This is a genomic window from Luteolibacter algae (genome assembly GCF_042683045.1).
GTDB classification, from domain to species: Bacteria; Verrucomicrobiota; Verrucomicrobiia; order Verrucomicrobiales; family Akkermansiaceae; genus Luteolibacter; species Luteolibacter algae.
In genome coordinates, this window is record NZ_JBHUIT010000017.1 from 118937 (window position 1) to 143016 (window position 24080).

Here is a 24080-nt window from a genome sequence, read left to right on the forward strand (position 1 = left end):
GGCCAAGCCCCCGCAACTGTTGCGGAAAAGGTCTTGGAAGGACCGGTGGCCAGCGATTTGCGCCGCCATCCGTGAGTCAGTGAGTCCCGGATTTCCTGGCATGCCTTAAGAATCCGTGTTCTTGGATGAGAAACGGATGTGTTTGGAAAAAGGGTGCCGGATGCGGACATCAGAGATTAGGGGACTCCTGCTCGCGCGGCAACGTAGGGAGGAAAGGAACTTTGGCAAGGAGATTGCGGTATGCGATTGTTGCTGGAACCGGCAGGTTGTAGAACTTTCAGGGAATTTTGAGCGGCTTTTGTTTTAGATTTCCCGGAAAGCTTCAATGAACGGTCTGTTTTGTGAGAGCAGCGCGAAATCATCGTATTTGACCTTGTCCGCGGGAGGCCAGAAATGGTTATTCGCAATGGATCCGATAATCCAATCCGCACAGGCACGGGCCGATTCCAGATCATCCTCGGAAAAACTGTCCCAGGTGGTGAATTTTACATTGTCCTCGGTTTTGCCAAGGTGGACATAGCAAGGAATAGGGAGCTGTCCTCCGCTGTCGATGCTTTCCGCGAGGGCGTAGAGTGGCAGTTGTAAATTTTTCCAAAGGAAATCAACGGATTTTCCCTTGGAATCAATGCCATTCTGGTATGCGGGTGCATCCTCAGGGATATGGACCGGCCGCTTGGTCCTGGCGGTAACCTTTTGCCTGTGTTCGGACTCGATGGATTTCACATCGCCTGTTTTGTAATCGATCACACGGAGCTGCCCGGTTTTGCGATGGCGATCCACACGATCAATAATTCCAGACAAGAGGAATTCACCGGAAGGAATGGAGATTTTACGCTCCACGTGGATGATTTCCCATCCTTCAGCGGAGGAAATCGCCTGCTGGTTGGCAAACCATTTAAGCCGTTGGAGTATCGATTGCGCTTGGATCCGGATTGCAAGCGGAGGTTTCCGTCCGAAATCCCGTAGGATGATATCGTCGATCGTGCCTGCGAGATAGGCTGAAATTTTACCAGCATCCGTCAACTGCCTCGCGTCCGGATCCTTGGCCCAGATTTCCAATGCGCTATGAGCCATTGAACCAAAGTCCCGGGCATTCATTTCTCGCCGATCCGGTTCCGGCAGGCTCATACGGACGAGGTGCTTCAGGTAAAAACGGAAAGGACATGAAAGATAATCCTTCAGAGCGGTGATGCTGATCCGCTGCCGCGTCGCTGCGGAAGGAGCCTGCCATTTCCAATCGCGGGTCCAGATGAGATCGGATTCCGGAGGCTCGATCTCGCGGAAGAGGTTTTTTACCGAGCTGACGAGCCTCTCACGCGGAACTTGCAACAAGAGCCTCGACGGCAGGAAGGTTTCGCCGCCAAGACCGTTCTTGCAGCAGAAAAGATGGACCGTGCCCCTGGTTTCACGCATCCGCAACATCGCATGCAGCAAATAGGCGTCCCGGGCATGTCTGTCTGCATCTGTGTTGAGCTGCAAAGTCTGACGGATTTTTTCCGAAAGCCACGGCTCGCCGCCGGAACGGGAGGGAACGAGGGTTTCATTCATCCCACAGATCACCAAATGCTCTCCCGGCTCGAAAAGCAGCTCCAACCAGCCCTGGACATCGATAACCCGGTCGGTGGGAGGTTGGGCTGGATTGATGGGGAGTTCTGAGAGGAGAAGCTGTAGCCAAAAGACATGGCTGCGGTTGAGCTTGGCGAAGATGGGGGACGCCGGGAGGAGGAAATCTCCGATATACGAGAGCGTATGGCGTGAACTCTCATCGCGGATGTCCAAGGCTTTGAGATGTGTCTCCAGGGCACTCGGGAAGTCATTGCCTAAGAAAGCTTGTCGTTGGGTAAGTAAGCCGGAGACGGTGGCGTGAAGTTCCGCGCACTCGGGCTGATCCATTTTAGCAAGTAAGTTTAGAAGAGCTGGAGGCTCCACCGCCGGATGTTTGTCGCGGATTTTGTTCAGCGTCTGAAGTTTTTGAGCACGCTTACCGCAGATTATTGATGAGCATTCCGGAAGTGTAAGAAGGGTGGCTAGATTTCGTGAATCTGGTTTCGCCAGCCAGTTTTTCCAGGCGTGCAACCAGCGGACAAGAGCTTGGGGCGGTTGGCTTGATGCCGGATGAAACGCATTCCAGCCATTCTCGGTGAAAATCTTGGCTAAAAGTGTGCCTGTCTGATCGTCGGCGCTACCGAGAGCGATTTTAGAGGAGCAGGCAGCAATGTTGGCAACCGCTTGAAAAGCTGCTTCCGCCTGCGTGTTTGGATCCGCGAGGATAGCGACCTGCGGCGAGGAGGGGAGGTCCCGGTCCGCCCAGCTGGATAAGGGGAGACCAAGTTCTGAGAAGTGATCTTGTTCATCGGACGGTGCTGCAATGAGGGATAGAACTTCACCCTCATAGCTTTCCAGTGCCTTCGTCAGGCAGGGAGGCATCTCGGTGATTCCCGCAAGGATGATCTTGCTGAAATGCGTGGGAAGATGGAATTCCGTGCGCAATGCCGTTGAGCGGGAAGTAAAACCCCAGGAGGCAAGTCGCTTCTCCGCTAGATTTTCCAATCTGGAAAGGCTTTCCCATCGATCAGCCTCCGGTGTATCGGCGAGAAATTTCGAGGCGGTAAACAGATTGTGAAGATGATCCTGAAGCGTAGTTCTCAGTGATACGATCTCGCCGGCGAGCGATTCCGCCCAATCCTTGGTGGTTGGGGGGCTTGGAAATAATGCGGCGTATGCTTTCCATTCGTCTGGAGATATGGATTCAAGAACTTCAATCCATGCGATTCTCTCTATCCATGAGGGAGCAATAGTAGGCTCCGTCAAATGCAATAGAGCACCCGGAGTGGTGACATTTGGAGCGAGTATTGCAGTGGCAGATTCTGCCAGCGCTTCACGTAGCATCCGCCCGCTTTGGGATGTAGGAACAATGACCAGGGTTTCCGCAAGCGAGTCACACCGATTGAGAAGGTGATCAACTAGCTGAGGCTGGAAGGGGGAATCGAAACCTAAAAAGATCCGCTGCGGCATGGAGTAAGCATGAGCCGGGGATTCCCAACTTCCAATGCCGAAGCAGGAATATTTACAATCACATGGATCTGGAAATCATGAGACAAAAAAAGCGAGGGCCGATTGGACCTCGCTTTTTGGAACTGGACTGGCCGCCGTAAGAGACGGCCGAGAATGTGATCAATCGTTGGTGAGATCAACCGTCTCTGCTGGTGCGGCAGCTGTGCTGAAACGCCATCTTACTTTGTTGCGCTTGGAAGCGGTGCGAAGTTTACGTTGCTTGCGCTCGGTAGGGGTTTCGAATGCACGACGGCGGCGCATTTCCTCAAGAATTCCTTCGGAATCAAGTTTGGTTTTGAGGCGTTTGAGAGCGCGATCGACTGGCTCTCCTTTTTTTACGTTTACTCCACGCATGCTGATAATTTTTCGTTGGTTGTAAGTCTAAATCTTTTGTCTGGGGGCGGTGTTTGGCCTACTCGGTATGGTAAGTCAAGCCGGAAACACCGTGGTTTCATTACTCGCCGAGACCGAAACGGACGAAGCGGGTGACGGTAAGGGTGTCGCCGAGCTCTTTGCCTTTTTGCTCAAGAAGCTGGGAGATGGTGACATCCGGATCCTTCACGAAGCCTTGCTCAAGGAAGCAGGATTCAGCAAAGAACTTTGCCAATTGGCCTTTGAGGATGTTTTCGATGATATTTTCCGGTTTGCCTTGTTCAATAAGACGGACGCGGAAGATTTCCTTTTCGGCATCCACGATATCGGAAGGAATGTCTTCGCGGGAAAGGCCTTTCGGGGCGGATGCTGCGATGTGGAGGGTGAGGTTCTTGATCAGCTCCTGGAACTCAGGCTTGGAAGCGGTTTCGCTATTGGTGGTGCCGACTTCGAGAAGAACACCCACTTTGCCACCAAGGTGGATGTAAGATGCCACGATGCCGCCCGGAGCCGCATCGAAACGAACGTATTTGCGAAGCTGGAGATTTTCTCCAAGCTCTACAACCTTTACTTTGACGAAGTCACCGATATTGCTCTGGCCATGGGAGACAGCAAGTGCTGCTTCATGGTCTGCTGCATCGGAGGCTGCAAGTTTGTCCGCGATGTCAGCGACAAATGCCTGGAAGTTTTCGTTTTTGGAAACGAAGTCGGTCTCGCAGTTTACTTCGAGCAGAATGCCGGTGGATGCGGAATCGTTGACCCGGGCGGTGATGATGCCTTCATTGGCCTCACGGTCGGATTTTGCACCGGCTTTTGCGATGCCGCGCTCGCGGAGGAGTTTGATGGACGCTTCGATATCGCCGTTGGTTTCTGTGAGGACTTTTTTGCAGTCCATCATGCCGGCATTGGTTTTATCGCGAAGTTCTTTTACGATTGATGCGGTGATCATAGGTGGAAGTTTGCTAGTTGGCAGTTATAAAAGAATGGAAAAACGGAGCCGATCGACTCCGTTTTCCCAGAAATAATTAGTTTTTGCGTGCCGCAACCATGCCATCGACCAAGTTTTGGAGGATGATGCGGATTGAGCGGATTGCATCGTCGTTACCAGGGATTGGATAATCGACTTTTGCTGGGTCTGCATTGGTATCGACGATGGCGACGATAGGAATGTTGAGACGGTGTGCTTCTGCAACGGCGATGGTCTCGCGGGCGGAATCAACGATCACGATGGCGTCTGGCTTTTTGTCGAGATCACGCACACCGCGAAGGTTGCGCAGGAGTTTTTCGCGCTCGCGGCCGAGAGCTGCGAGTTCTTTTTTCGACATGGCTTTGAACTCAGGTTGTTTCTCGATGTTCTCGAGGTAGCGGAGACGCTCAACGGATTTGCGAACTGTTGTCGCATTGGTGAGCATGCCGCCGAGCCAGCGGTGATTGACAAAGTGTTGGCCGGTGGCTTCCGCAGCTTCGCGGATGGCATCCTGTGCCTGGCGTTTGCAGCCAACGAAAAGGATTTGTTTGTTTTTGCTAACGAGGTCTGCAAGGAACGCGGAAGCTTTGTCGAGCTGTTGTACAGTTTTCTCGAGGTTGATGATGTAGATGCCGCCTTTGTCCTTCATGAGGAAAGGCTTCATGCGTGGATTCCACTTTTTCGTTTGGTGACCGTAATGGACGCCTGCGTCCACCATTTCTGCGATTAGTTCGTTGACCATAATATATATTTGTTTCCCGTCTTGAAACAGATCGGGCGATTTTGAAGTCCTACCACTTGGTATTCCTGCCAGACTTCGTTGCTTTGATGTGGCTTAGCGGGGGCGCGGAGATACGTGCTCGAAAGAAAAAGGGCAAGTCTTTTCCTCGGTTTTGGCAGAGGAATAGTTGGAATGGCAGGAGTAAGGGTAGATCAGTCTTCCACGGCGAGAAATTCGGGGAAGGATCCCGGGATGCCGGCCAGACGTGGATTCGCCTCCCATTGCTCGCTTTTTCCCAGGATCCGCAGAGCGATCCGTTTGAGGGCATCCTTGCCATCGATACCCAATGGACGGGTGTTGCGAAGTCTGTCCCGCTCTTCATCCGGACGGAAAGACCACGAAAACATGATTCGAGAATCGACCATGCCAGGCTTGGCCCCATGGGTCCGCGTTTCCCCAAACCGCATGTCCGCAAGCCATACACCTTTTGCATGGGGGCGGGCAATCCACCATCCTTGCGAGAACCACTTGAGGGTTTTTATCTCTCGTTCGTTTTCGTAGGGCACAAGTGCATCGGTGTTTCTGGGGTAAATCGTCCAGCGAACGGGAGTGGAAGGCAGCTGGAAAACGGATCGATAGCCGACCCACAGTTCCTCATCCCTCTCAACAACGGATCTCCAGAGAAGGGTATTGAACGCGGTAGGGGCTTCCATTCTGCGGATATAGCTGACCTCCCGTTTTTCTAGATCGGCATCAAATGCCGCGGAGACCAGGAATTTCATGGCGATGCTGAATGCGATGTAGCCAGTGCTGAGTCCCATGCCCCAACGGAAGATTCTCCGGCGTTTTTTCAGATGTTTTTTGGTGCGGTAGAATGCCAGCCAGATAAGCGAAATTACCAGCGGCATTGTATAAAGGGGATCGATGATAAACAGATGATTGAAGGCTACCCGAGTCTCGGAAAACGGCCAAAGCACCGACGTCCCGTAGACGGTGAAGCAGTCGATCAGCACGTGGGTGGACCAGGTGAGAAAAACAAATACTCCGGCTCGGGCCGGGGTGATCTTCTGTTGTTTCCAGAGTTTAGCCAAAGGTTTTGCAAGCAGGAAGCTTGCGAGGATCATCAGTATAAGCGAGTGACTTGCCCCGCGGTGAAATACCAGCTTTTGTGCAGTATCAAGCAGTGGGCTGGCAATGACATCAAGATCGGGGAGTGTGCCAAAGAGCAGGCCCCAGATCATTGCGTTGTTTCCGAGCCTCTTGCCGAGAACGGCTTCGCCGACTGCTGCGCCAAGGGCTGCTTGGGTAAGGGAGTCCATCGCTGTTGTTTTTCCGGAGGAAATTTTTACTTGGTATTCAGATGAGCCCCGAATTCATACCAAAGTAGACGGGTGATATTGGACTCCAACGCTGGAAGTGGATCTTCAAGTGCTTCCGGTGCCGGGTTGTATGATGTTGATTTGGTAAGGTGGCCGCGGACGAGATTGAAGATGGTTTTCATCAGATCTTGGGTGAGCGTTTCGGGATCGTCTGATGTGAAGGACAATACATCGGTGGATGGGGATTTTCCTTCGCCGGTGATCCAGAGTGCGACGGGGGTGGGGGCATCGGTGGTCTGAATGGATTTCCCGATATTCAGTTTGAAGGAGAAATCCAGAAGACCGGAGCTGGCGATATTTAGCTTTTTAGTGATGTCTGTCATGACATCCGGCAGAATATCGGAAAATTTTGCTCCCGTTCCGATGTGGATGATGACCGGTTGCTTTTGCTCCGGATCGTTGTTCCAAAGAGTCAACGTGGGGCGGACCCGGCGGATGGAAAGCAGAGCGGATTGAATTTGCTCCGGGTTCGCCTGGGACAGATCGAGAACCCGCTCATAGGCTAGAAGTGCTCGCTGGAACGCGCCCTGTGACTCAAGCGCCGCAGCCAGCGCCAGTAGTTTATCGGCTCCCTCCGGAGCTCTCTCCGAATAGGTATCGAGCGTAGGCGGTGAGGAAATGTCACCGACATCCACTGGCTCAAGGATATCGGCGGGTTCATTGACTGATGGTTCTTCCTTATCGGTAGGTGGCTGGATGACTATCGAGATCGCATCGTCGACGATTTTGTTCGGAGGGAGCGATGCCTGTGCCTCAAGCCGGATTTCCTCTAATTTGGCTTCCGAAGGAGGTGTCAGAAAATCAATATCCTTTGTTCCTGTCCACCAGATGGCGAATGCGGTGATAAGACAGAGGGGAATAGCGGCGAAGAATGGAATGCGCATAGCTTGCTTGGAGAGAATGTATGTGCGCTGTCTGTGAAGGAAGCAAAGAAAAACCCCATCGGCGCGAAACCGATGGGGTTCTTGAAAAATGGCTTATCCGCGGGGATTAGCTTGCGCTCTTTACAAGAAGCGCGCGCTTGCCCACACGCTCGCGAAGGTAGTGAAGTTTTGCACGACGAACTTTGCCGCGGTTGGTAACTTCAATTTTTGCGATACGTGGTGTGTGGAGAGGGAAAACACGCTCAACACCTTCGCCATAAGAGATCTTACGGACGGTGAATGCGGAGTTGATGCCGGAACCGCCTTGGGCGATTACAAGACCTGCGAAGATCTGGATACGCTCTTTGCCACCTTCAACAACGCGGCAATGGACTTTGACTGTGTCGCCTACGTTGAATGATGCAACGTCTTCCTTGAGTTGCTCCTGTTCGATTTTTTTGATGATGTCCATGGTGGTGGTTCTTGCGGAAAAAGTGTGTTGGTTTGCGTTCGGAGAGTCTTCTCAAACGCGCGGGGCGAGATGGCTAGTGGATGGGTGCTCGTTATGCAAGAGTGAAATTGAAAATAAGCACAATTTTATGTGGGAACGTGAGTCCTTACTTTTTGTAAACGGCATTGGGATCAAAAGAGAGATCGCTCTGGGTGAATGCGAGGGCGGCAGGTGAGCCTGGAACCACTTTCCGATAGAAGCATGAATTACGGCCGGTGTGACACGCGCCGGCACCGATTTGCTCAACCACGAGAATGATCGCGTCCTGATCGCAATCGGTGCGGATTTCGACAATTTTTTGAGTGTGGCCCGAGGTTTTGCCTTTGTGCCAGATTTCCGAACGTGAGCGGGACCAGTAGACGGCTTCGCCCACTTCCAACGTGAGCTTCAGGGACTCGGCATTCATGTAGGCGAGCATCAAAGGCTCCTTGGTTGTGGCATCGATGGCCATCGCGGGAATCAAACCATCGGCATCGAATTTTGGAGCGAAGTCGCTGGATTCTTCGATCTGTGCCTTGTCTTTGCGTTCGGAGAATGTGTTGGAATCTTGCATGGCGGGGATTTGAAAGCGAACCGATGGAATTGTCGATAGATGAATCTGCGAAAAACTGCATTCCGGGGTTTCATCGGAGTTCTTGCGGTAATGGTTGATGATAGTAATCTAGGGGCCATGAGCCGACGCAGGAGAAGGAGGGAAAAAGGTGGGAAGGGCCCATGGTTCGGCAAGTTTTTGATCGTATCCGGGATACTCGTGGTTTTGCTGGCTGGTGCGGGTTACGCGGGACTTCGGGCTTATCTGCATAGTGAAAAATTCAGGAGGTTCCTTTCTGCTGAAGTGAGCCAGGCGTTGAATGTGAATGGGGATTTCCTTCCGTTTCGGTGGGATGGTCTGGCGGCTGCCACGGATGGATATTCGGGCGGCGGTGAGGATGCGGTTATTTCGTTGCGGTCTGGGCCGATCGCTACCGAAGTAGGGTTTGGCGGTATTCCGCAGGGAATATGGGAAATCAAAGCGACTGAGATTCGGAGTGTCGAGCTTGCTCTCGATATGAGGAGGTCCGGCGAAACGCATTTTGACGAGAAGGCGGACAAGCGACATAAGAAGAAACAGCCTGGTTGGGTGCCGCAGGAAGTGGAACTCGAGTCTTTGGCAATCGGCGAAGTCTCCGTGGATGCTCTCTCCGATGCCGGGCTGTTTTCCGCAAGAGGGAGTTCCCTGCGGATTTTCCCTGCCGTCAAAAAGAAATCCTACAAGGCGGAGATCGCGGGTGGTTTCCTTGATTTTCCAAATGAGCACGTGCCGCGCATGGCCATTGAGCGGATCGCGGCCACCTATGGTAATGGTAGGCTATATCTGACGAAGGCTCAGGTGAGGGCCTGGGAAAGAGGGCGGATTGAAGCCTACGGGGAGTGGGATACTATCTCCGATGAATATTCGATCGAGGGTGCTGTCCGGGGAGTCGGTTGTGAGGAAATTCTCAATGCGGATTGGAAGAAGCGACTCAGTGGAGAACTCACATCGACGTATGTGATCGACAATCGCTCGGGTTACCCTGCGGTGGAAGGCCTGCTTCATATCGAAAATGGCACGATGACGGCGCTGCCGATGCTGGATGCACTGGCGGCTTACGCGGATACCCGGCGGTTTCGGGTGCTGCAGCTTAGCGATGCGCATACCAGGTGGCGCTACGGGCAGGGTGTGCTTCAGCTCAGCGAGCTGGTTCTGGCCAGCGAAGGCCTTGTGCGTCTGGAGGGCGACTTAACAATCCAGGGCGAGAACATCGAAGGGCGCTTCCGGCTCGGGATTGTCCCGGGCATTCTGTCGCGGATTCCCGGTGCGGAAACGGATGTGTTTGTAGCTGGAGAGGAAGGACTTTTATGGACGTGGGTGCGCGTCACCGGCACTCTGGATGATCCGGATGAGGATCTCACAGCACGATTGCTGGAGGCTGCCGGGATGCGAATGTTTGAGCGTCTTCCCGAGTCCGGGGAGAGGGTCCTGAAATTCACAGATTCCGTGCTGGGGGAAAAATCGGACGAGGTCATAAAAAAGGGACTCAAATACCTGGATAAGAGTGACAGGGTTCTAGAAGAGGCCGGCGATATTCTGGACATTCTTCTGGGGGACTGACTGAAATTCTGTTTTTTCCTGTGATCGGGATGATCCGACTCAGGGGTATATTTACTAATTTGGCATCTCTGCGAATGTCTGAGGAACAGATTATGTATATTGGCTGATTAATTGTCATTTTCGCGCGGTCTGAGAGCTAATTACTTGAAAGATTATGGTGCAGCTCCGCTTATATGGGGTTTCGCTCTGCACGCGGCGCGAGTGAATCCTCGGCAAAAGGAAGCCGAGTCTATTTTGTCCAACCCTACTAAAATGAGATACAGGAAATTAGTTTTTATCGGTGCCACGGCGGCATTTAGTGCCACGGCGATAGCCATCCCGGAAGGATGGACGATCACGGAGTTTGCTTCCCCTCCCGAGGCCGAGTATCCCACTGCTGTTTCTGCGGCAGCCAACGGTGATGTGTATATTTCATCGGACCGAAACGGCTCACTGGACAGAAATCCCGAATACGGGAAAATCGTTCGCGCCACTGATACTGATGGTGATGGCAAGGCTGACGATTTCCAGGATTTTGTGCCGCACGTCACTAGTCCCCGTGGAGGACATTATGTAGGCAATACCTTTTACCTTATTCATCCGCCATATCTCAGCTCATACCGCGATACCAACGGAGACGGAGTGGCGGATGAGAATAAAGTTTTGGTGAAAGGCTTTGGTTGGGGAGTGGAGCACTCCCGGGGTGCGGACCATACAACAAACGGAGTTCGCATGGGCATTGACGGATGGCTCTACGTGGCAGTTGGGGATTACGGGATGCCGGATGCGGTAGCTGCCGATGGATCCCGCTTTACCCTTTGGGGAGGCGGTGTCGTCCGCGTTCGTCCCGATGGCTCGGAAATGGAACCCTATGCAGTCAATGTGCGTAATATTTGTGATATCGCGATCACTCCCACAATGGATCTATTCTCGCGTGACAATACCAATGACGGAAAAGGTTGGAACACCCGTTTCCACCATTACGTGCCAATGGGGGATCACGGTTATCCGCGCTTGTATCAAAACTTCGCCGAGGAGATTGTCACGCCACTTGCCGATTTTGGCGGAGGCTCGGGCACTGGAGCGCTTTCTCTGAATGAGCCGGGCTTTCCCGAGAAGTTTTCTGACGGGATTTTCACCTGTGACTGGACAACCGGTAACGTCTACCTGCACCCGATGCAGAAAGAAGAGGCGACCTTCCGCATCGATCAGGAAGTTTTCCATCAGTTGAGCCGTGCGATCGATATCGATGTTGATGGCTCGTCCCGGCTGTATGTGGCGGACTGGAGAAACGGAAGGTTCAGATACGAGCCTGAGCTGGAGATAGGGATGGTTCAGCAGATCCTGCCACCGGATTGGAAGGAAAGGAAATTCCCTGATCTGAAGGCGATGGATGATTCTAGCCTGGCGGATCAAATTGGCTCGGACAGTGCAGTGCTTCGTCTGGAAGCGCAGCGTGAAATGATCTTGCGCGGTAAGAAAGACGTGTTTGGGAGTAAGCTGATCGCACTCGCAACCGACTCTTCGGCACACCTTTTCAATCGGGTCGCCGCGATTTTCACCTACAAGCAAGTCTTCGGTTCCGATAGTAGCAAAGAGCTTGTCTCTATGGCTGATGACAGTGTGATCCGTGAGTTCGCTCTGCGTGCATTGGCGGACCGCAAGTCGGAGCTGGAAAATGTGCCTGCGGAAATTTTTGTGAAATATCTCAACGATGAAAATCCACGGGTCCGCGTGCAGGTTCTCAACGGTTTGGCCCGTCTCGGTGCCAAAGAGACAGCTCCAGCGATTATTGCTTCGATGGCAAACGCGGACCTGGATCCCGGCACCATCGGAGAGCCGGAGCGCCGCATCGTGCCACACGTGGCAATCAAGGCGCTGGCGAAACTCGGTGCGGATGAGGCCTGCCTTGCAGCGGTGGAAGAGAGTTCCACACGTGGGATCGCATTGCGTGCCCTTCAGGAAATGCACACCGACACCGCAGTGGATGGCTTGATCGACCTACTGAACAACAGCTCTGACCAAGAGGTGCAGCTAGGTGCTCTGGAAACGCTTTCGCGTCTATTTTACAAAGAGGATGAATGGGATCTGAAGGAATGGTGGACCACACGTCCGGACGATCGCGGGCCGTATTTCCGTCCGGTTGAATGGGCGGCGACCGAGCGTATTCGTGCGGCAATCGAAGATGGTTTTTCCAAGGTCCCCGAGGAAAAGCGGAATGCCTTTATCTCCCACCTTGCAAAGAACCGCATTTCTGTAACATCGCTCGATATCAAGGGGCTGGATCCTTTGATGCTTGCCCTCTCCGAATCGGAGCCAAGCGAAGCAAATATCCATCTCTTGTCCGATGCCGCAATGGATTCAGAGCGGGATTGGGAGCAGAGACTACTTGCTTACCAGGCCGTCGGAAAGGCGCCTTCGGAAAAATCAGTGCCGGCGCAGATCAAAATTCTGGCGAAATGGGTGGATGAAGGTAGGCAGGAAGCAGAGAGCCCTCTCACAGACTTCGTGAACGATACTCGCCGTGGTCTGGAACTGAAAATCATCGATGAAGTCGCCAAAAAGGGCAATGACACCGAGAGTATGATCGCATGGAAAGTCATGCTGACCATCAATAAGAGCCCTCTCGCCAAGGCGAACTTCAAAGAGCATGTGGAAAAAATCCTTGCGAAAAATCCCATGGAAATCGGGCTTTTCCTCGCAATCGCCGATATGAAGCTCTCCGGCTACGAGCAACAAATCGATGCCGCGCTCAACAGCGACAATAGCAAGACCATCCAAGCAGCCGAGCGCGCGAAGGCGGCGGGTGTTTCCACCGGGGGTAACGAACAAAAAGTGGGCGCAATGAAGCCGGAAGAAGTTACCAAATACGCGATGGAAAACAAAGGTGATGTCAAGAATGGCGAACGTCTCTTCGTCTCGCAAGGCTGCATCGCATGTCATGCGATTGATTTGAAGGCAGTCCAGAAAGGGCCGTTCCTTGGCTCCGCGGGTGCGAAGTTTGAGCGCAAATACCTCATCGAATCCATTTTGGACCCCAATGCAGTTGTCGCCCAGGGTTTCCAGACTGAGATCTTCACTCTGAACGATGGCACCTCTGTGATGGGCTTTGTGACCAAGGAAGAAGATGACCTGGTGGAAGTCCGTGATATTGCAGGGCAGGTCACTCAGGTGAAACGTTCTGAAGTCAAGGACGAGAAACATTTGCCCCAGTCCATGATGCCACCGGGTCTCGGCGCTCCATTGGGAATCAAGGAATTCACGGATCTTATCGAATATCTCAACTCGCTCAAAGAAATTGGCGGCTGACTTTTCTGAAAAGCGATTATGATGATTACGCTTGATTATAAATGATTATGAAAAATTCTACTAAATTGTTGGCAGCTACCCTGGCTGGTCTTTTTTCCCTACCACTTGCGCATGCTGAAACAAAGCCGCTCAGAGCTTTGTTACTCACCGGTGGTTGCTGCCATGATTACAAGGTGCAAAAAGACCTGCTGAAAAAAGGAATCGAAGAGCGGGCAAATATCGTCGTGGATCAGATCCATACAGATAACAATACCACAGCTCCCGATTTGCCGATCTATGGCATGCCGGAATACGCCAAAGGCTATGATGTCGTGATTCACGATGAATGTGCGGCAGGTATCTCGGATGACGCCGTGGTGAAAGCGGTTCTGGCCCCGCACAAAGCAGGAATTCCCGGGGTAAACCTTCATTGCTCCATGCATTCCTATCGCATCGGTGATTTCAAAAAGAAAGTCACAGAGCTGGGCACACCGACCTCGCAGTGGTTTGAATATCTAGGCATCCAGTCGACCGGCCATGGCAAGAAGACGCCAATTTCCATCGTGTTCACCGATGTGGAACATCCCATCACGAATGGTGCTGCCGACTGGACGACAGGCGATGAAGAGCTTTACAACAATGTGACGGTTTTCAAATCAGCCCATGCCCTGGCGAAGGGACAGCAAGGTGATGACGAATTCGTGGTGGCATGGACCAATGATTATCAGGGGACCCGGGTTTTCAGCACGACCATCGGACACATGAACGAAACTGTCGGAGATCCGCGTTATCTCGATCTGGTCACCCGTGGAATTCTCTGGGCTTGCGGAAAAATCGATGAAAAAGGTGGCATTGCGGAAGGTTACGGCCTTGAAAATGTAGAACCATAGAATGTTTCCTTAGCTGGAAGCTTGGCTGGATTTCTTTCCGGCCAGGCTTCGGTCCAAGGGGCGATCTCTCCCACTCGGCATCCATGCAGAACAGCTGTTTTGCTGATTGCGGTGTCCTACACAAGAGCTTGGAAGCCGTATTGATCCCCCAGAGACCGATGGAGGTGGCTGGAAGGGCCCTCCGCACCCAATCAATTCAAAACTCAAAAATCATGGTGAAAAAATTAGCATCCATTTTATTCTGCCTGGTCGCTGCGAGCGCGGCCCAAGCGAGACAGCCGAACATTATTTATATTCTTGCCGATGATTTAGGCTACGGAGACGTAAGCTATAATGGCCAGGACAAGTTCAGGACACCAAATATCGATGCTCTGGCAGAGCAAGGTATGCGGTTTACGAATCACTATTCCGGTAGTGCGGTATGCGCTCCATCCCGCGCTAGCTTTCTAACCGGGCGCCACACGGGAAATGCTCCCGTCAGGGGGAACGCGGAGCACCCGCCGGAAGGCCAGACACCGATGCCCGAGGACACGTATACCTTGGCGCATCATCTGAAAAAAGCGGGTTATAAAACCGGGATTTTTGGAAAATGGGGGCTCGGATATCCAGGCAGTGTTAGCGAGCCACTGAAAATGGGTTTTGATAAATTCTACGGATATAACTGCCAGTATCTGGCTCACAGCTATTATCCGGCGTGGCTGTGGAACGATGACAAACGTGAATTCCTATGGGGGAATGTTGGCTCTTTCTCCAAAGATTATGCCCCGGAATTCATCCATAAGCAGACTCTGGATTTCATTCGTGAGAATAAGGATAAGCCATTTTTCTGCTACTATGCGTTGGTCCAACCACATGCGGACATGATCGCTCCAGAGGAGTATATGGAAAAATATCGCGGGAAGTTTCTTCCGGAGTTCGAGTACAAGGAGGATTATTACAAAGGGCAGCCGGAAGGACATGCCGCGTTTGCCGCGATGGTCAATGTCCTTGATGACTATGTTGGTGAGCTGGTAGCGGAGCTGAAAGAACTGGGTATCGCAGAAGATACATTGGTGATTTTCACATCGGACAACGGTGCTCACGAAGAAGGCGGGGCAGATCCGGTATATTTTGACTCCAGCAGTGGTAGACGGGGGTTCAAACGCGATCTCTACGAAGGCGGAATTCACGTGCCTATGGTCGCGAGCTGGCCTGGAAAAATTGCGGCAGGTAGTGAATCGGATCAGATCTCAGCATTTTGGGATATGTTACCCACCTTCGCCGAGCTCGCAAATGAGCCGTTAACCGTTGAGACGGATGGGGTATCGATTGTGCCGACCCTGTTGGGAGAAGACGGGCAGAAACAACACGATTTCCTCTATTGGGAATTCCACGCGAAAAAAGGAATGGTTGCTATTCGCAAGGGAGATTGGAAAGGGGTGCGTTATGATGTATCGGTGGATCCTGATTCACCGCTGGAACTCTACAATATCGCCAAAGATCCGGGTGAAAAAAACAACGTCGCTGCCGAACATCCAGAGATGGTGGAGGAATTTAACAAATTCATCAAACAATCCCACACCACGTCTCCGAATCCGGAATGGAATTTTCCGACTTCCGGTAAAAAGAAAAAATAGGTGTTTCCGCGGATAGGACCGATTCTATTTGGCAAAAGAGCGCTGGCGGTTGGCTGGCGCTCTTTTTGTTGGGGATACGAGGCGGAACCGGGATTCATTTTTTCATAGCCAGTGGCTAACAATGCGCTCAGAGAATGGATCATGATCAACGGGGCGGAGCAAAAACATATCGCAATCATTGGAGGCGGAGCCGCTGGGTTCTTTGCCGCGATCACTGCCGCAGAGGCGGACCCATCGGCGCAAGTCACGATTTACGAGCGCACCCAGCGGACGCTCTCGAAGGTCAAAATCTCCGGTGGCGGGCGCTGTAACGTTACCCACAATTGCTTCGAGCCAGCAAAGCTGATCGCCAATTACCCTCGTGGAGCGCGTGAATTGCGCGGAGCATTCCATCGGTGGCAGCCGCAGGATACGGCGGACTGGTTTTCCCGGCGCGGAGTGATGCTTAAAAGCGAACCGGATGGACGGATGTTTCCGGTAACTGATAGCTCCCAGACGATTATCGATTGTTTTCATACCGCTGCGCGCGATGCCGGTGTAGAGCTACGTCTTGGTGTGGGATTGGAATCGCTCGATCACGATGTTTCAGGTAGATTCCTACTTTCATTGAGCGACGGGAGCTGTAGTAATGCGGATTCGGTATGTATTGCCACCGGTTCATTGAAGGCTTCCTCTTTGACTCGCGCGATCGAGGCAATTGGCCATAGAATTGAACCTCTGGCTCCATCATTGTTTGCGTTTAATGTATCCGACCCCCGCACGGAAGGGCTTTCCGGGCTCTCGGTGCAGAAGGCACGTGTGCATGTATTGCCAAAAGGACAGGCGCAGGTGGGGCCCGTATTGATCACTCATCGTGGCTTCAGTGGGCCGGGCATTCTCCGGCTCTCCGCCTGGGAAGCGCGGAACTTACAGGAAAGCGGATATCATTTCAAAATTTCCATCAACTGGCTCAATGATGCTTCCGAAGGGCAGTTGCGTGAGACTTTCGGCAGTCTCCGCAAACGATCGGGAAAAACAGCTGTGAAAAAGAGCGTTTTCGAGGGGATTCCCCGCAGGCTGTGGGAGCGTCTCGTTGCGGCAGCGGGCATTGGCGAGGAAATGCAATGGGCGCAGCTGGCAAAGGAGCAAGAGACCGCACTGATCAGGGAATGCATCGATGGCTGCTATGATATCAAAGGAAAGACCTCGAACAAGGACGAGTTCGTGACCTGTGGCGGAGTGAACCTGAAGGAAATCAATTTCAAACGGATGGAAAGCAAACTGGTTCCAAACCTTCATTTTGCCGGAGAATGCCTCGATATTGATGGAATCACCGGAGGTTTCAACTTCCAGGCAGCCTGGACAGGTGGCCGCTTGGCCGGTCTGGCAATGGCTGGTATCGATTCATAAAAAAGAGGGACCTCTCCGGATGGAAGAAGTCCCTTTTTCAAGAAATGTTATCTAGTCTTTCTTTTTAAGAAGAGGGAAGAGAACTACGTCTCGAATAGTAGGAGCACCGGTGAGCATCATGACAAGGCGATCGATGCCGATGCCGATGCCACCTGCCGGTGGCATGCCATGCTCCAGAGTCTCGATGAAATCATAGTCGACTTTTTGTTCTTCCTCGCCGCCGGCCTGGTGTTCGAGACGTTGCTTCTGCACATCGGGATCATTGAGCTCCGAGTAACCCGGAGAGATTTCCTGGCCATTGATGATGAGCTCATAGACCTCCACGGTTTTCCCGCCGGGAGTGACTTTGGCAAGCGGGATGAGCTCGCTAGCGACGCGGGTGACAAAGCAGGGATCGAAGGTGTGCTCTTCGACTTTCTTCTCGAATACTTGCTGGATGACCTCGTAATCCTCCATGTTTTCGGAAAGCTGGATGCCAAGCTCTTCGCATTTTGTGCGCCGTTGCTCCGGAGTGATCTCAAAGAAATCCTCACCGGCGGCTCCTTTGATCAGATCGTGGTAATTGGCCCGTTTCCACGGACGTTCGAGATTGATGGTGCGTATGACTTCACCCTCCTCGTTCTTGTGCTCGATCTGCAAGCCACCGCAGAATTTCTGTGCGAGATGACAGGTCATTTCCTCCACCAGATTTGCCATTTCCTCGAAATCGCTGAAAGCCCAATAGGCCTCCAGCATAGTGAACTCGGGATTATGACGGCGGGAGATACCTTCGTTGCGGAAGTTCCGGTTGAGCTCGAACACCTTGGTGAAGCCGCCGACCAACAGTCTTTTGAGAAATAGCTCTGGGGCGATGCGCAGGGTCAGCGGCATGCCGAGCGCGTTGTGATGAGTCTCGAAAGGACGGGCCGCTGCTCCACCGGCTACAGACTGGAGCATGGGAGTTTCCACTTCGAGAAAGCCGCGCTCGTGGAGGAAGCTACGGATTTCCGCAAGCATGCGGGAGCGTGTGATGAAGAGTGACGCGCTCTCCGGATTTCCGATGAGATCGAGGTGCCGCTTACGGTATTTTGTCTCACGGTCCGTCAAGCCATGGAACTTGTCCGGCATAGGGCGGAGGGATTTGGAGAGCACGGTGAAGCTGTCTACCTTGATCGTCGGTTCCCCGGTGCGGGTAAGGAAAGTTTCACCAGACACGCCGATCCAGTCGCCGCGATCAATGCATTTCCAAATGGCGGCTTGAGTTTCATCAAGACCTTTGATGCTAAGGTAACCCTGGATTGAGCCGTGGGCGTCACCGATGCTGAAAAAAACCGATTTACCCATGTCGCGAAGCGCAATAATGCGTCCTGCGGTGGTAACCTGCCTACCCTCGGTAAAGTCTGCGCGGAGATCCGCTGGTGTTACCGTAGTTTCAAAACGAGCTCCAAATGGATCCACCCCAAGCTCGCGGAGCTTAGCGAGTTTTTCGCGGCGGACTGCGATCAATTCGGCTTCGGTGGACTGGGGTTGTGGGGTGGCTTCGCTCATGTCGCGTTTGCAGTAATTGATGTAAGCGAGCCCGGCAAGCATATCGTGAGAGAAGCTGTAGACTCCTGACTTCTTGTTAAGCTTAAGTATCAAGCGGGGAGAGGTATTCATTATTAGCGTTATATAAGTGGTCATTTATAGCTAACCAAAGTGTCGTTGATAGTTCTTGCTTAGGGAGTTAGGTAGTGTTTGATGTTGTATTGTTATGACTGTTTCCATGAGTTTTCCCATAGCTTCCATCGATGGCGCACGCCCGGTGTTCATGATTGTGATGGGGGTTTTCCTGATGATTGTCGCCTGGCGGATGGCGAAGGACCTCAGGGGCTGGTCGGCACGACTCATCGTGGGCGGGGCATTTTTACTCGGGCTAGGTTATGCGATGTTGCTGCCGATGTATGACGCGGGGCTTATCGAACGGTTTCACTCCCGGGCGACCATGCAGGATCCTGCAGCGGCGCTGGCGTGGCATGTGGTAAAGATTCTGGTCATGAACTGTGGTTGGCTTGTCTTCGGGCTAGGCGTGGGAATTCACTCTGGACTGTTTGTCGTGCCTGTCGCGCAACAGGTCCCAGCTACCGAGAAATCCAAACTCGCAAGAACTCATGAATCCGTTGCTTGAAGCAATCGTCACAAACGGGCTGGTCTTCGATGCCCTGGGGATTATCGGACTCGGAGTTCTGGCTCTGGCCGCACTGAAGCTGACGAAAAGCGAAAGATCCTGGGGTGGATCGATGATGGCTTATGGTGCTGTGGCATTATTGGCGGCACGGGTTTTCATTCTACTCTATCCTTTTTTCGGCTCGGACGATTTCCTGCATGCCATCGGGCCGATCGGGACTTCTCTGACAATCGCCCTGCCGCCTCTTTTTCTCACCTTTGGGCTGGCCGGAGTGGTTTGGGGGCTATGGGGGCATGAGAAATGGATGAAGAGCCGGGACTGAGTGCTAGCGCCGCGCATGGAATCCCAAGCGTGGTCTGGGTTCTTGACACTTTCCGGTCTGCGGATGACTATCCAATGACGACAGGGGAGCCATTCGAACGAAAGGCCGAGATTTTCCGGCGCGCGGAAAAAACCCTTCGAACCTGAAGCGGATCATGCCGCCGGAGGGAGTCGGGGAGGCTAGGTCCTTTCTTGTTTCCATCGGTGTTTGGTTTCGCGGAATTTTCCTCAAAACTTTCTAAAACGAACACAGAAAACGATCATGATCAGCCCAGACGAAACCACAGGCAGCGAAAACACCAGTCACGATGAGTCCCGTGCGCCCCTCCCGGCCTCAACCCGAGTATATGTGCAGGGAGAAATGCATCCGGAAGTCCGCGTGCCAATGCGCGAGATCGCGCTGAACGATACCAAATCCTTCAACGGACGTATTGAACAAAACGAGCCTGTGCGGGTTTATGATTGTTCCGGACCCTGGGGTGATCCGGAGTTTCAAGGTTCTTCCGAGGAAGGTCTACCGGCTCTGCGCCGGGAGTGGATTCTGAAACGCGGGGATGTCGAAGCATACGACGGGCGAGAGGTCCAGCCGCAGGATAATGGCTATCTCACAGAGAAGCACGCGGAGTTTGCCTCGAAATCGGAACGCGCTAACCGTTTCATCGAATTTCCCGGACTGACTGCGGAGCGCCGTAAACCACTGCGCTCAACCGGCAAGCCGGTCACCCAGAAATGGTATGCGGATAACGGCATCATCACTCCGGAAATGGAGTTCATCGCAATCCGTGAGAATATGCGTCGCGCACAAATCGCGGACATGAAGGATGATATTCTCCGCAATGATCTTGAGAAGCAGCACGCAGGTTCCCACCAGTCTCCGGATAGCCCCTACACTCCTGGCATTTTCAAGCGGTTTCCGCAGCGTATCCCCGCGGAAATTACTCCGGAGTTCGTGCGCAGCGAAGTCGCTGCGGGGCGGGCGATTATCCCGCTGAATATCAATCACCCGGAGTGTGAGCCAATGATCATCGGACGGAATTTCCTCGTTAAAATCAACGCAAACATCGGCAACTCGGCGGTTGCTTCCTCCATTGAAGAGGAAGTGGAAAAAATGCGGTGGGCGACGAAATGGGGTGCGGATACTGTGATGGATCTTTCCACAGGTAAGAATATCCACGCGACACGCGAATGGATCCTCCGTAACAGCCCGGTCCCAATCGGCACGGTGCCGATCTATCAGGCGCTTGAGAAAGTGAACGGCAAAGCTGAGGATCTCACCTGGGAGCTATACCGTGACACACTCATCGAGCAAGCGGAGCAGGGAGTGGACTATTTTACGATTCACGCGGGCGTTCTCCTCCGCTTTGTGCCGATGACCGCCAGCCGCATGACGGGGATCGTTTCCCGTGGCGGGTCCATCATGGCAAAGTGGTGTCTCTCGCATCATAAAGAGAATTTCCTATACACTCATTGGGATGAAATTTGTGATATCTGCGCCGCCTACGATGTGAGCTTCTCGATTGGTGACGGGCTTCGCCCCGGCTCGGTAGCGGATGCGAACGATCAAGCCCAGTTTGGCGAGCTTCAGGTGCAGGGTGAACTCACTACCCGTGCCTGGGCGAAGGGTTGCCAGGTCATGAATGAAGGCCCTGGCCATGTGCCCATGCACATGATTGAGGAAAACATGGCCAAGCAGCTCGAGTGGTGCCACGAGGCTCCGTTTTATACGCTCGGGCCTCTGACTACCGATATTGCTCCGGGTTACGACCATATCACCTCAGGAATTGGTGCTGCGATGATCGGCTGGTATGGCTGCGCGATGCTTTGCTACGTAACTCCGAAAGAACACCTTGGATTACCGAACAAGAAAGATGTGAAAGACGGCGTAATCACTTACAAGCTTGCGGCACATGCAGCGGATTTGGCAAAAGGTCATCCGGGTGCTCAATACCGTGATAACGCGCTTTCGAAGGCACGCTTTGAGTTCCGCTGGGAAGATCAGTTCAATCTCGGGCTTGATCCGGAAACAGCTCGCGAATTCCACGACGAGACTCTTCCGCAGGAAGGCGCAAAGACCGCTCACTTCTGCTCCATGTGCGGACCTCACTTCTGCTCGATGAAGATCTCGGAAGACGTCCGGCAGTATGCTGCGAACCAAGGCATTTCCGAGCAGGAAGCTCTGGAAAAAGGTATGGAGGAGAAATCCAAGGAATTCGCCGAAGCAGGTGCGGAAGTTTATGTGAAGGCGTAGACCTCACCGATGGTTTCTGTCTTAAAATGACAAACGGTCTCCGCTTTCCAGGCGGAGGCCGTTTTTTCGTATCTCCCAAGAATTGGCTGATGCGCATATTCTTGAATTTTATTGCACCAAAAGGCAGATGGGAACTATGGGGACGTGCAGCGGCTGAGATTGGCCCAGAACCGGCAGTAAATTCTGCTGAACAAATCACCGGAAATTTACCAATGGCTTTCACACCCAGCAAAGATCTCAAAAGACGAGAACGTGAGCAGAAAAAGCTCAACAAACGTTTAGCGCGCGAAGAAGCGAAATTCGAGAAACTCGAGGCCCAACGTGCAGCCGAGCAAGCGGCATTGGAGGACACCTCCAATATGACAGAGGAAGAGCTTCAGGCAAAAATGGAAGCCGACTTCGAAGCCGAGCTTGAGGCTGAAGCCGCAGCAAAGCGGGAAGCAGAATAACATTGATCTCTTGTGAGATCGATTGCCCGCGATCTTGAGAGCAGCTTGTTGGTTGCCAGGAAAGTGTTTTTCGGATCAGGTGATTAAAACCGGAAGCCCCCCAGGTTGGGGACTTCTATCACCTAACGCATTGTTTCGAGCCTACTCTCCTCGCGAAACCGAAGAGCGAAGGGATTTTACTGCAAATTTTGCAATTTACCGTCAAGCAAGGCCTTGGGCTTGCCTGCGGATATAGAGAATGACTATAGCAATTCATGTCATCGGCTAAGATCATGGAAAGGCTGAGCGCTCCCCCCTAATTGTATGAATAAAGAGTTACTAATTCTCATTGCCGAGGCCGTAGCGGTTTATTTCCTCGTATTGCTCTCGCATTCGTTGAGAAGTCGGCTTGGGTTAGCTCACTTCTACGCGTTAATCGGGAGCTTGACCGCGGTAATGGTTTGGACGACTGATGCCGGTGTCCGGGTGGAATTGGGAGGATTATCCCTATGGGTGGGGTCGACGGTCTTTTACACGGCTCTGTTGCTGGGAGTTTTTGTCGTTTATGTGTTCGATGGTCCGCGCGCTACAAGGATCGCCATTTCCACGATTGTCGGAGTGTCAATTATGGTCCCCATCGTTACATTTATTTTGCATCTGCAGATACGTTTGGCGGGTGACGCGACAGTGAATTATTTTCCACCCCAGAGTCTGCGGATATATTCCGCCTCAATATTCGCGGCATTCGCGGATTTGGTTTTTCTAGCGATTGCCTGGGAATTTCTGGGGAAGCCCCGCTTCAAGGTTAGATTAATGGCCCGCTCCTTTTTTACCCTGTTGGGTGTGCTTTGGCTTGATGTTTTATTATTTTCATCCGGAGCATTCGCCGGGACGCCGGGATACCTCGAGACCATGTCGGGGACTTTTGTGAGTCGCTTGGTGATTTGTGTTTTCGCGTTTCCATTCTTATACATTTACATCCGCTGGCAGAATCAAAAATGCGGGATGGAGATAGAGAACCGCCCTCTTCTGGCAATTTTGAGAGAAGTGACAGAGGTGCGCATGGAGCTGAGTCTAGCCCAGCAGGAAATCGAGCGGCGGAAGCAGCTGGAGAAGGACAAGGAAGGATTGATCGGCTCTTTGAGAAACGCTCTGGACGAAGTGAAAATCCTGCGTGGAATTCTGCCAACTTGCTCGTATTGCAAGGATATCCGTGACGATGAAGGACATTGGCATCAGCTCGAAACCTATATCCAGGTTCATAGCGAAGCGAAGTTCAGCCATAGTATCTGCGATGAGTGCGAAAAAAAGCATTTCCCGGACTTTGAGAAGAAGGAAACGAAGCATTGCGAATGATCGAAGTGGTGTGCGGTATTGTTGAAGCGCGCGATGGGAGAATCCTCGCCTGTCGCCGAGGGCTCGATCGGCATCTGGGCGGCCTCTGGGAATTTCCCGGAGGCAAGGTTGAGCCCGGCGAGACCGGAGAAGATGCTCTGATTCGTGAACTCAGGGAAGAATTGCAAATCGATGTGGAGGTAGGAACCGCCCTGCGGTCAGCCGTGGAGTGGACCGATGGGCAGGTCTCCATCCGGCTACGCGGGTATTGGTGTCGTATTTCAGATAATGCGAGTCCTTTCGCTTTGGAACATGAGGAACTGAAGTGGTGCACTTGCGACGAGTTGAAAACCCTCGATTGGGCTGAAGCGGATATCCCGTTGATGACGGAAATATCTGCCAGTTTCCGATAGCCACCCGGCGGGCGATGACGACCAAGCTC

Annotated in this window: 20 protein-coding genes and 1 riboswitch; of the genes, 11 read left to right on the forward strand and 9 right to left on the reverse strand. The window is 52.7% G+C overall.

Annotated elements, in window-relative coordinates:
* Window positions 1-303 precede the first annotated feature (303 nt).
* From ACFSSA_RS09705 to hisI, 8 genes are all read right to left on the reverse strand, one after another.
* Complete coding sequence (locus ACFSSA_RS09705) at window positions 304-3015, reverse strand: PD-(D/E)XK nuclease family protein (RefSeq protein WP_386820245.1); 2712 nt, start codon at window positions 3013-3015, stop codon at window positions 304-306.
* A gap of 159 nt (window positions 3016-3174) precedes the next feature.
* A complete protein-coding gene (rpsU, locus tag ACFSSA_RS09710; RefSeq protein WP_386820246.1) occupies window positions 3175-3408 on the reverse strand; it encodes a 30S ribosomal protein S21 in 234 nt (77 codons plus the stop codon).
* A 100-nt stretch (window positions 3409-3508) separates the two neighbouring features.
* Window positions 3509-4375, reverse strand: a complete 867-nt coding sequence (gene tsf / locus ACFSSA_RS09715) for a translation elongation factor Ts (RefSeq protein WP_386820247.1) — start codon at window positions 4373-4375, stop codon at window positions 3509-3511.
* 76 nt (window positions 4376-4451) lie between these two features.
* A complete protein-coding gene (gene rpsB / locus ACFSSA_RS09720) occupies window positions 4452-5135 on the reverse strand; it encodes a 30S ribosomal protein S2 (RefSeq protein WP_386820248.1) in 684 nt (227 codons plus the stop codon).
* A gap of 191 nt (window positions 5136-5326) precedes the next feature.
* Window positions 5327-6433: a metal-dependent hydrolase gene (locus tag ACFSSA_RS09725; RefSeq protein WP_386820249.1), complete on the reverse strand. Its 1107-nt coding sequence runs from the start codon at window positions 6431-6433 to the stop codon at window positions 5327-5329.
* Window positions 6434-6459: 26 nt separating this feature from the next.
* Window positions 6460-7377, reverse strand: coding sequence for a hypothetical protein (locus ACFSSA_RS09730; protein ID WP_386820250.1), 918 nt, complete (start codon window positions 7375-7377; stop codon window positions 6460-6462).
* A 106-nt stretch (window positions 7378-7483) separates the two neighbouring features.
* On the reverse strand, window positions 7484-7828 hold the full coding sequence (rplS, locus tag ACFSSA_RS09735; RefSeq protein ID WP_386820251.1) for a 50S ribosomal protein L19: 345 nt from the start codon (window positions 7826-7828) through the stop codon (window positions 7484-7486).
* 145 nt (window positions 7829-7973) lie between these two features.
* Window positions 7974-8420, reverse strand: coding sequence for a phosphoribosyl-AMP cyclohydrolase (gene hisI, locus ACFSSA_RS09740; protein WP_386820252.1), 447 nt, complete (start codon window positions 8418-8420; stop codon window positions 7974-7976).
* Between the two features lie 39 nt (window positions 8421-8459).
* On the opposite strand from hisI, the gene ACFSSA_RS09745 reads away from it, so the two are divergent.
* The 5 genes from ACFSSA_RS09745 to ACFSSA_RS09765 all read left to right on the forward strand — a co-directional run bounded on the left by ACFSSA_RS09745 (window position 8460) and on the right by ACFSSA_RS09765 (window position 17160).
* Window positions 8460-9998: a hypothetical protein gene (locus tag ACFSSA_RS09745; RefSeq protein WP_386820253.1), complete on the forward strand. Its 1539-nt coding sequence runs from the start codon at window positions 8460-8462 to the stop codon at window positions 9996-9998.
* 252 nt (window positions 9999-10250) lie between these two features.
* Complete coding sequence (locus ACFSSA_RS09750) at window positions 10251-13286, forward strand: DUF7133 domain-containing protein (RefSeq protein WP_386820254.1); 3036 nt, start codon at window positions 10251-10253, stop codon at window positions 13284-13286.
* 47 nt (window positions 13287-13333) lie between these two features.
* Window positions 13334-14155: a ThuA domain-containing protein gene (locus ACFSSA_RS09755; protein WP_386820255.1), complete on the forward strand. Its 822-nt coding sequence runs from the start codon at window positions 13334-13336 to the stop codon at window positions 14153-14155.
* A 212-nt stretch (window positions 14156-14367) separates the two neighbouring features.
* Complete coding sequence (locus ACFSSA_RS09760; protein WP_386820256.1) at window positions 14368-15771, forward strand: arylsulfatase; 1404 nt, start codon at window positions 14368-14370, stop codon at window positions 15769-15771.
* Window positions 15772-15882: 111 nt separating this feature from the next.
* Complete coding sequence (locus ACFSSA_RS09765) at window positions 15883-17160, forward strand: BaiN/RdsA family NAD(P)/FAD-dependent oxidoreductase (protein ID WP_386820257.1); 1278 nt, start codon at window positions 15883-15885, stop codon at window positions 17158-17160.
* Window positions 17161-17211: 51 nt separating this feature from the next.
* Here ACFSSA_RS09765 and lysS read toward each other — a convergent pair whose 3' ends face one another.
* On the reverse strand, window positions 17212-18798 hold the full coding sequence (lysS, locus tag ACFSSA_RS09770) for a lysine--tRNA ligase (protein WP_386820258.1): 1587 nt from the start codon (window positions 18796-18798) through the stop codon (window positions 17212-17214).
* A gap of 106 nt (window positions 18799-18904) precedes the next feature.
* Between lysS and ACFSSA_RS09775 the strand changes: the two genes are divergently transcribed.
* The 6 genes from ACFSSA_RS09775 to ACFSSA_RS09800 all read left to right on the forward strand — a co-directional run bounded on the left by ACFSSA_RS09775 (window position 18905) and on the right by ACFSSA_RS09800 (window position 24051).
* Window positions 18905-19306 (forward strand): hypothetical protein, encoded by a 402-nt coding sequence (locus ACFSSA_RS09775; protein ID WP_386820259.1) that lies wholly within the window; start codon window positions 18905-18907, stop codon window positions 19304-19306.
* Window positions 19290-19628, forward strand: coding sequence for a hypothetical protein (locus tag ACFSSA_RS09780; RefSeq protein WP_386820260.1), 339 nt, complete (start codon window positions 19290-19292; stop codon window positions 19626-19628). Before ACFSSA_RS09775 ends, ACFSSA_RS09780 begins: the two co-directional genes overlap by 17 nt.
* A 72-nt stretch (window positions 19629-19700) precedes the next feature.
* A riboswitch (TPP riboswitch) is annotated at window positions 19701-19814 on the forward strand.
* Between the two features lie 75 nt (window positions 19815-19889).
* Entirely contained in the window at window positions 19890-21875 is a 1986-nt protein-coding gene (gene thiC, locus ACFSSA_RS09785) for a phosphomethylpyrimidine synthase ThiC (RefSeq protein WP_386820261.1), read from the forward strand.
* A 212-nt stretch (window positions 21876-22087) separates the two neighbouring features.
* Window positions 22088-22324 (forward strand): hypothetical protein, encoded by a 237-nt coding sequence (locus ACFSSA_RS09790; RefSeq protein WP_386820262.1) that lies wholly within the window; start codon window positions 22088-22090, stop codon window positions 22322-22324.
* Between the two features lie 303 nt (window positions 22325-22627).
* Window positions 22628-23659, forward strand: coding sequence for a hypothetical protein (locus ACFSSA_RS09795; RefSeq protein ID WP_386820263.1), 1032 nt, complete (start codon window positions 22628-22630; stop codon window positions 23657-23659).
* The gene (locus ACFSSA_RS09800; protein WP_386820264.1) at window positions 23656-24051 is read left to right on the forward strand and encodes a (deoxy)nucleoside triphosphate pyrophosphohydrolase; all 396 of its coding nucleotides are present in this window, start codon (window positions 23656-23658) and stop codon (window positions 24049-24051) included. The genes ACFSSA_RS09795 and ACFSSA_RS09800 overlap by 4 nt, the downstream gene beginning before the upstream one ends.
* Window positions 24052-24080 lie beyond the last annotated feature (29 nt).

What these genes read in the sequence shown, in the direction of transcription:
- ACFSSA_RS09800 (WP_386820264.1), top strand. Translation starts at nt 23,656, where the DNA reads ATGATCGAAGTGGTGTGCGGTATTGTTGAAGCGCGCGATGGGAGAATC.
- ACFSSA_RS09760 (WP_386820256.1), top strand. Translation starts at nt 14,368, where the DNA reads ATGGTGAAAAAATTAGCATCCATTTTATTCTGCCTGGTCGCTGCGAGC.
- ACFSSA_RS09750 (WP_386820254.1), top strand. Translation starts at nt 10,251, where the DNA reads ATGAGATACAGGAAATTAGTTTTTATCGGTGCCACGGCGGCATTTAGT.
- rpsU (WP_386820246.1), bottom strand. Translation starts at nt 3,408, where the DNA reads ATGCGTGGAGTAAACGTAAAAAAAGGAGAGCCAGTCGATCGCGCTCTC.
- ACFSSA_RS09775 (WP_386820259.1), top strand. Translation starts at nt 18,905, where the DNA reads ATGAGTTTTCCCATAGCTTCCATCGATGGCGCACGCCCGGTGTTCATG.
- ACFSSA_RS09780 (WP_386820260.1), top strand. Translation starts at nt 19,290, where the DNA reads ATGAATCCGTTGCTTGAAGCAATCGTCACAAACGGGCTGGTCTTCGAT.
- ACFSSA_RS09755 (WP_386820255.1), top strand. Translation starts at nt 13,334, where the DNA reads ATGAAAAATTCTACTAAATTGTTGGCAGCTACCCTGGCTGGTCTTTTT.
- tsf (WP_386820247.1), bottom strand. Translation starts at nt 4,375, where the DNA reads ATGATCACCGCATCAATCGTAAAAGAACTTCGCGATAAAACCAATGCC.
- ACFSSA_RS09745 (WP_386820253.1), top strand. Translation starts at nt 8,460, where the DNA reads ATGAATCTGCGAAAAACTGCATTCCGGGGTTTCATCGGAGTTCTTGCG.
- ACFSSA_RS09705 (WP_386820245.1), bottom strand. Translation starts at nt 3,015, where the DNA reads ATGCCGCAGCGGATCTTTTTAGGTTTCGATTCCCCCTTCCAGCCTCAG.
- ACFSSA_RS09790 (WP_386820262.1), top strand. Translation starts at nt 22,088, where the DNA reads ATGGCTTTCACACCCAGCAAAGATCTCAAAAGACGAGAACGTGAGCAG.
- lysS (WP_386820258.1), bottom strand. Translation starts at nt 18,798, where the DNA reads ATGAATACCTCTCCCCGCTTGATACTTAAGCTTAACAAGAAGTCAGGA.
- rpsB (WP_386820248.1), bottom strand. Translation starts at nt 5,135, where the DNA reads ATGGTCAACGAACTAATCGCAGAAATGGTGGACGCAGGCGTCCATTAC.
- rplS (WP_386820251.1), bottom strand. Translation starts at nt 7,828, where the DNA reads ATGGACATCATCAAAAAAATCGAACAGGAGCAACTCAAGGAAGACGTT.
- ACFSSA_RS09730 (WP_386820250.1), bottom strand. Translation starts at nt 7,377, where the DNA reads ATGCGCATTCCATTCTTCGCCGCTATTCCCCTCTGTCTTATCACCGCA.
- thiC (WP_386820261.1), top strand. Translation starts at nt 19,890, where the DNA reads ATGATCAGCCCAGACGAAACCACAGGCAGCGAAAACACCAGTCACGAT.
- ACFSSA_RS09795 (WP_386820263.1), top strand. Translation starts at nt 22,628, where the DNA reads ATGAATAAAGAGTTACTAATTCTCATTGCCGAGGCCGTAGCGGTTTAT.
- ACFSSA_RS09725 (WP_386820249.1), bottom strand. Translation starts at nt 6,433, where the DNA reads ATGGACTCCCTTACCCAAGCAGCCCTTGGCGCAGCAGTCGGCGAAGCC.
- hisI (WP_386820252.1), bottom strand. Translation starts at nt 8,420, where the DNA reads ATGCAAGATTCCAACACATTCTCCGAACGCAAAGACAAGGCACAGATC.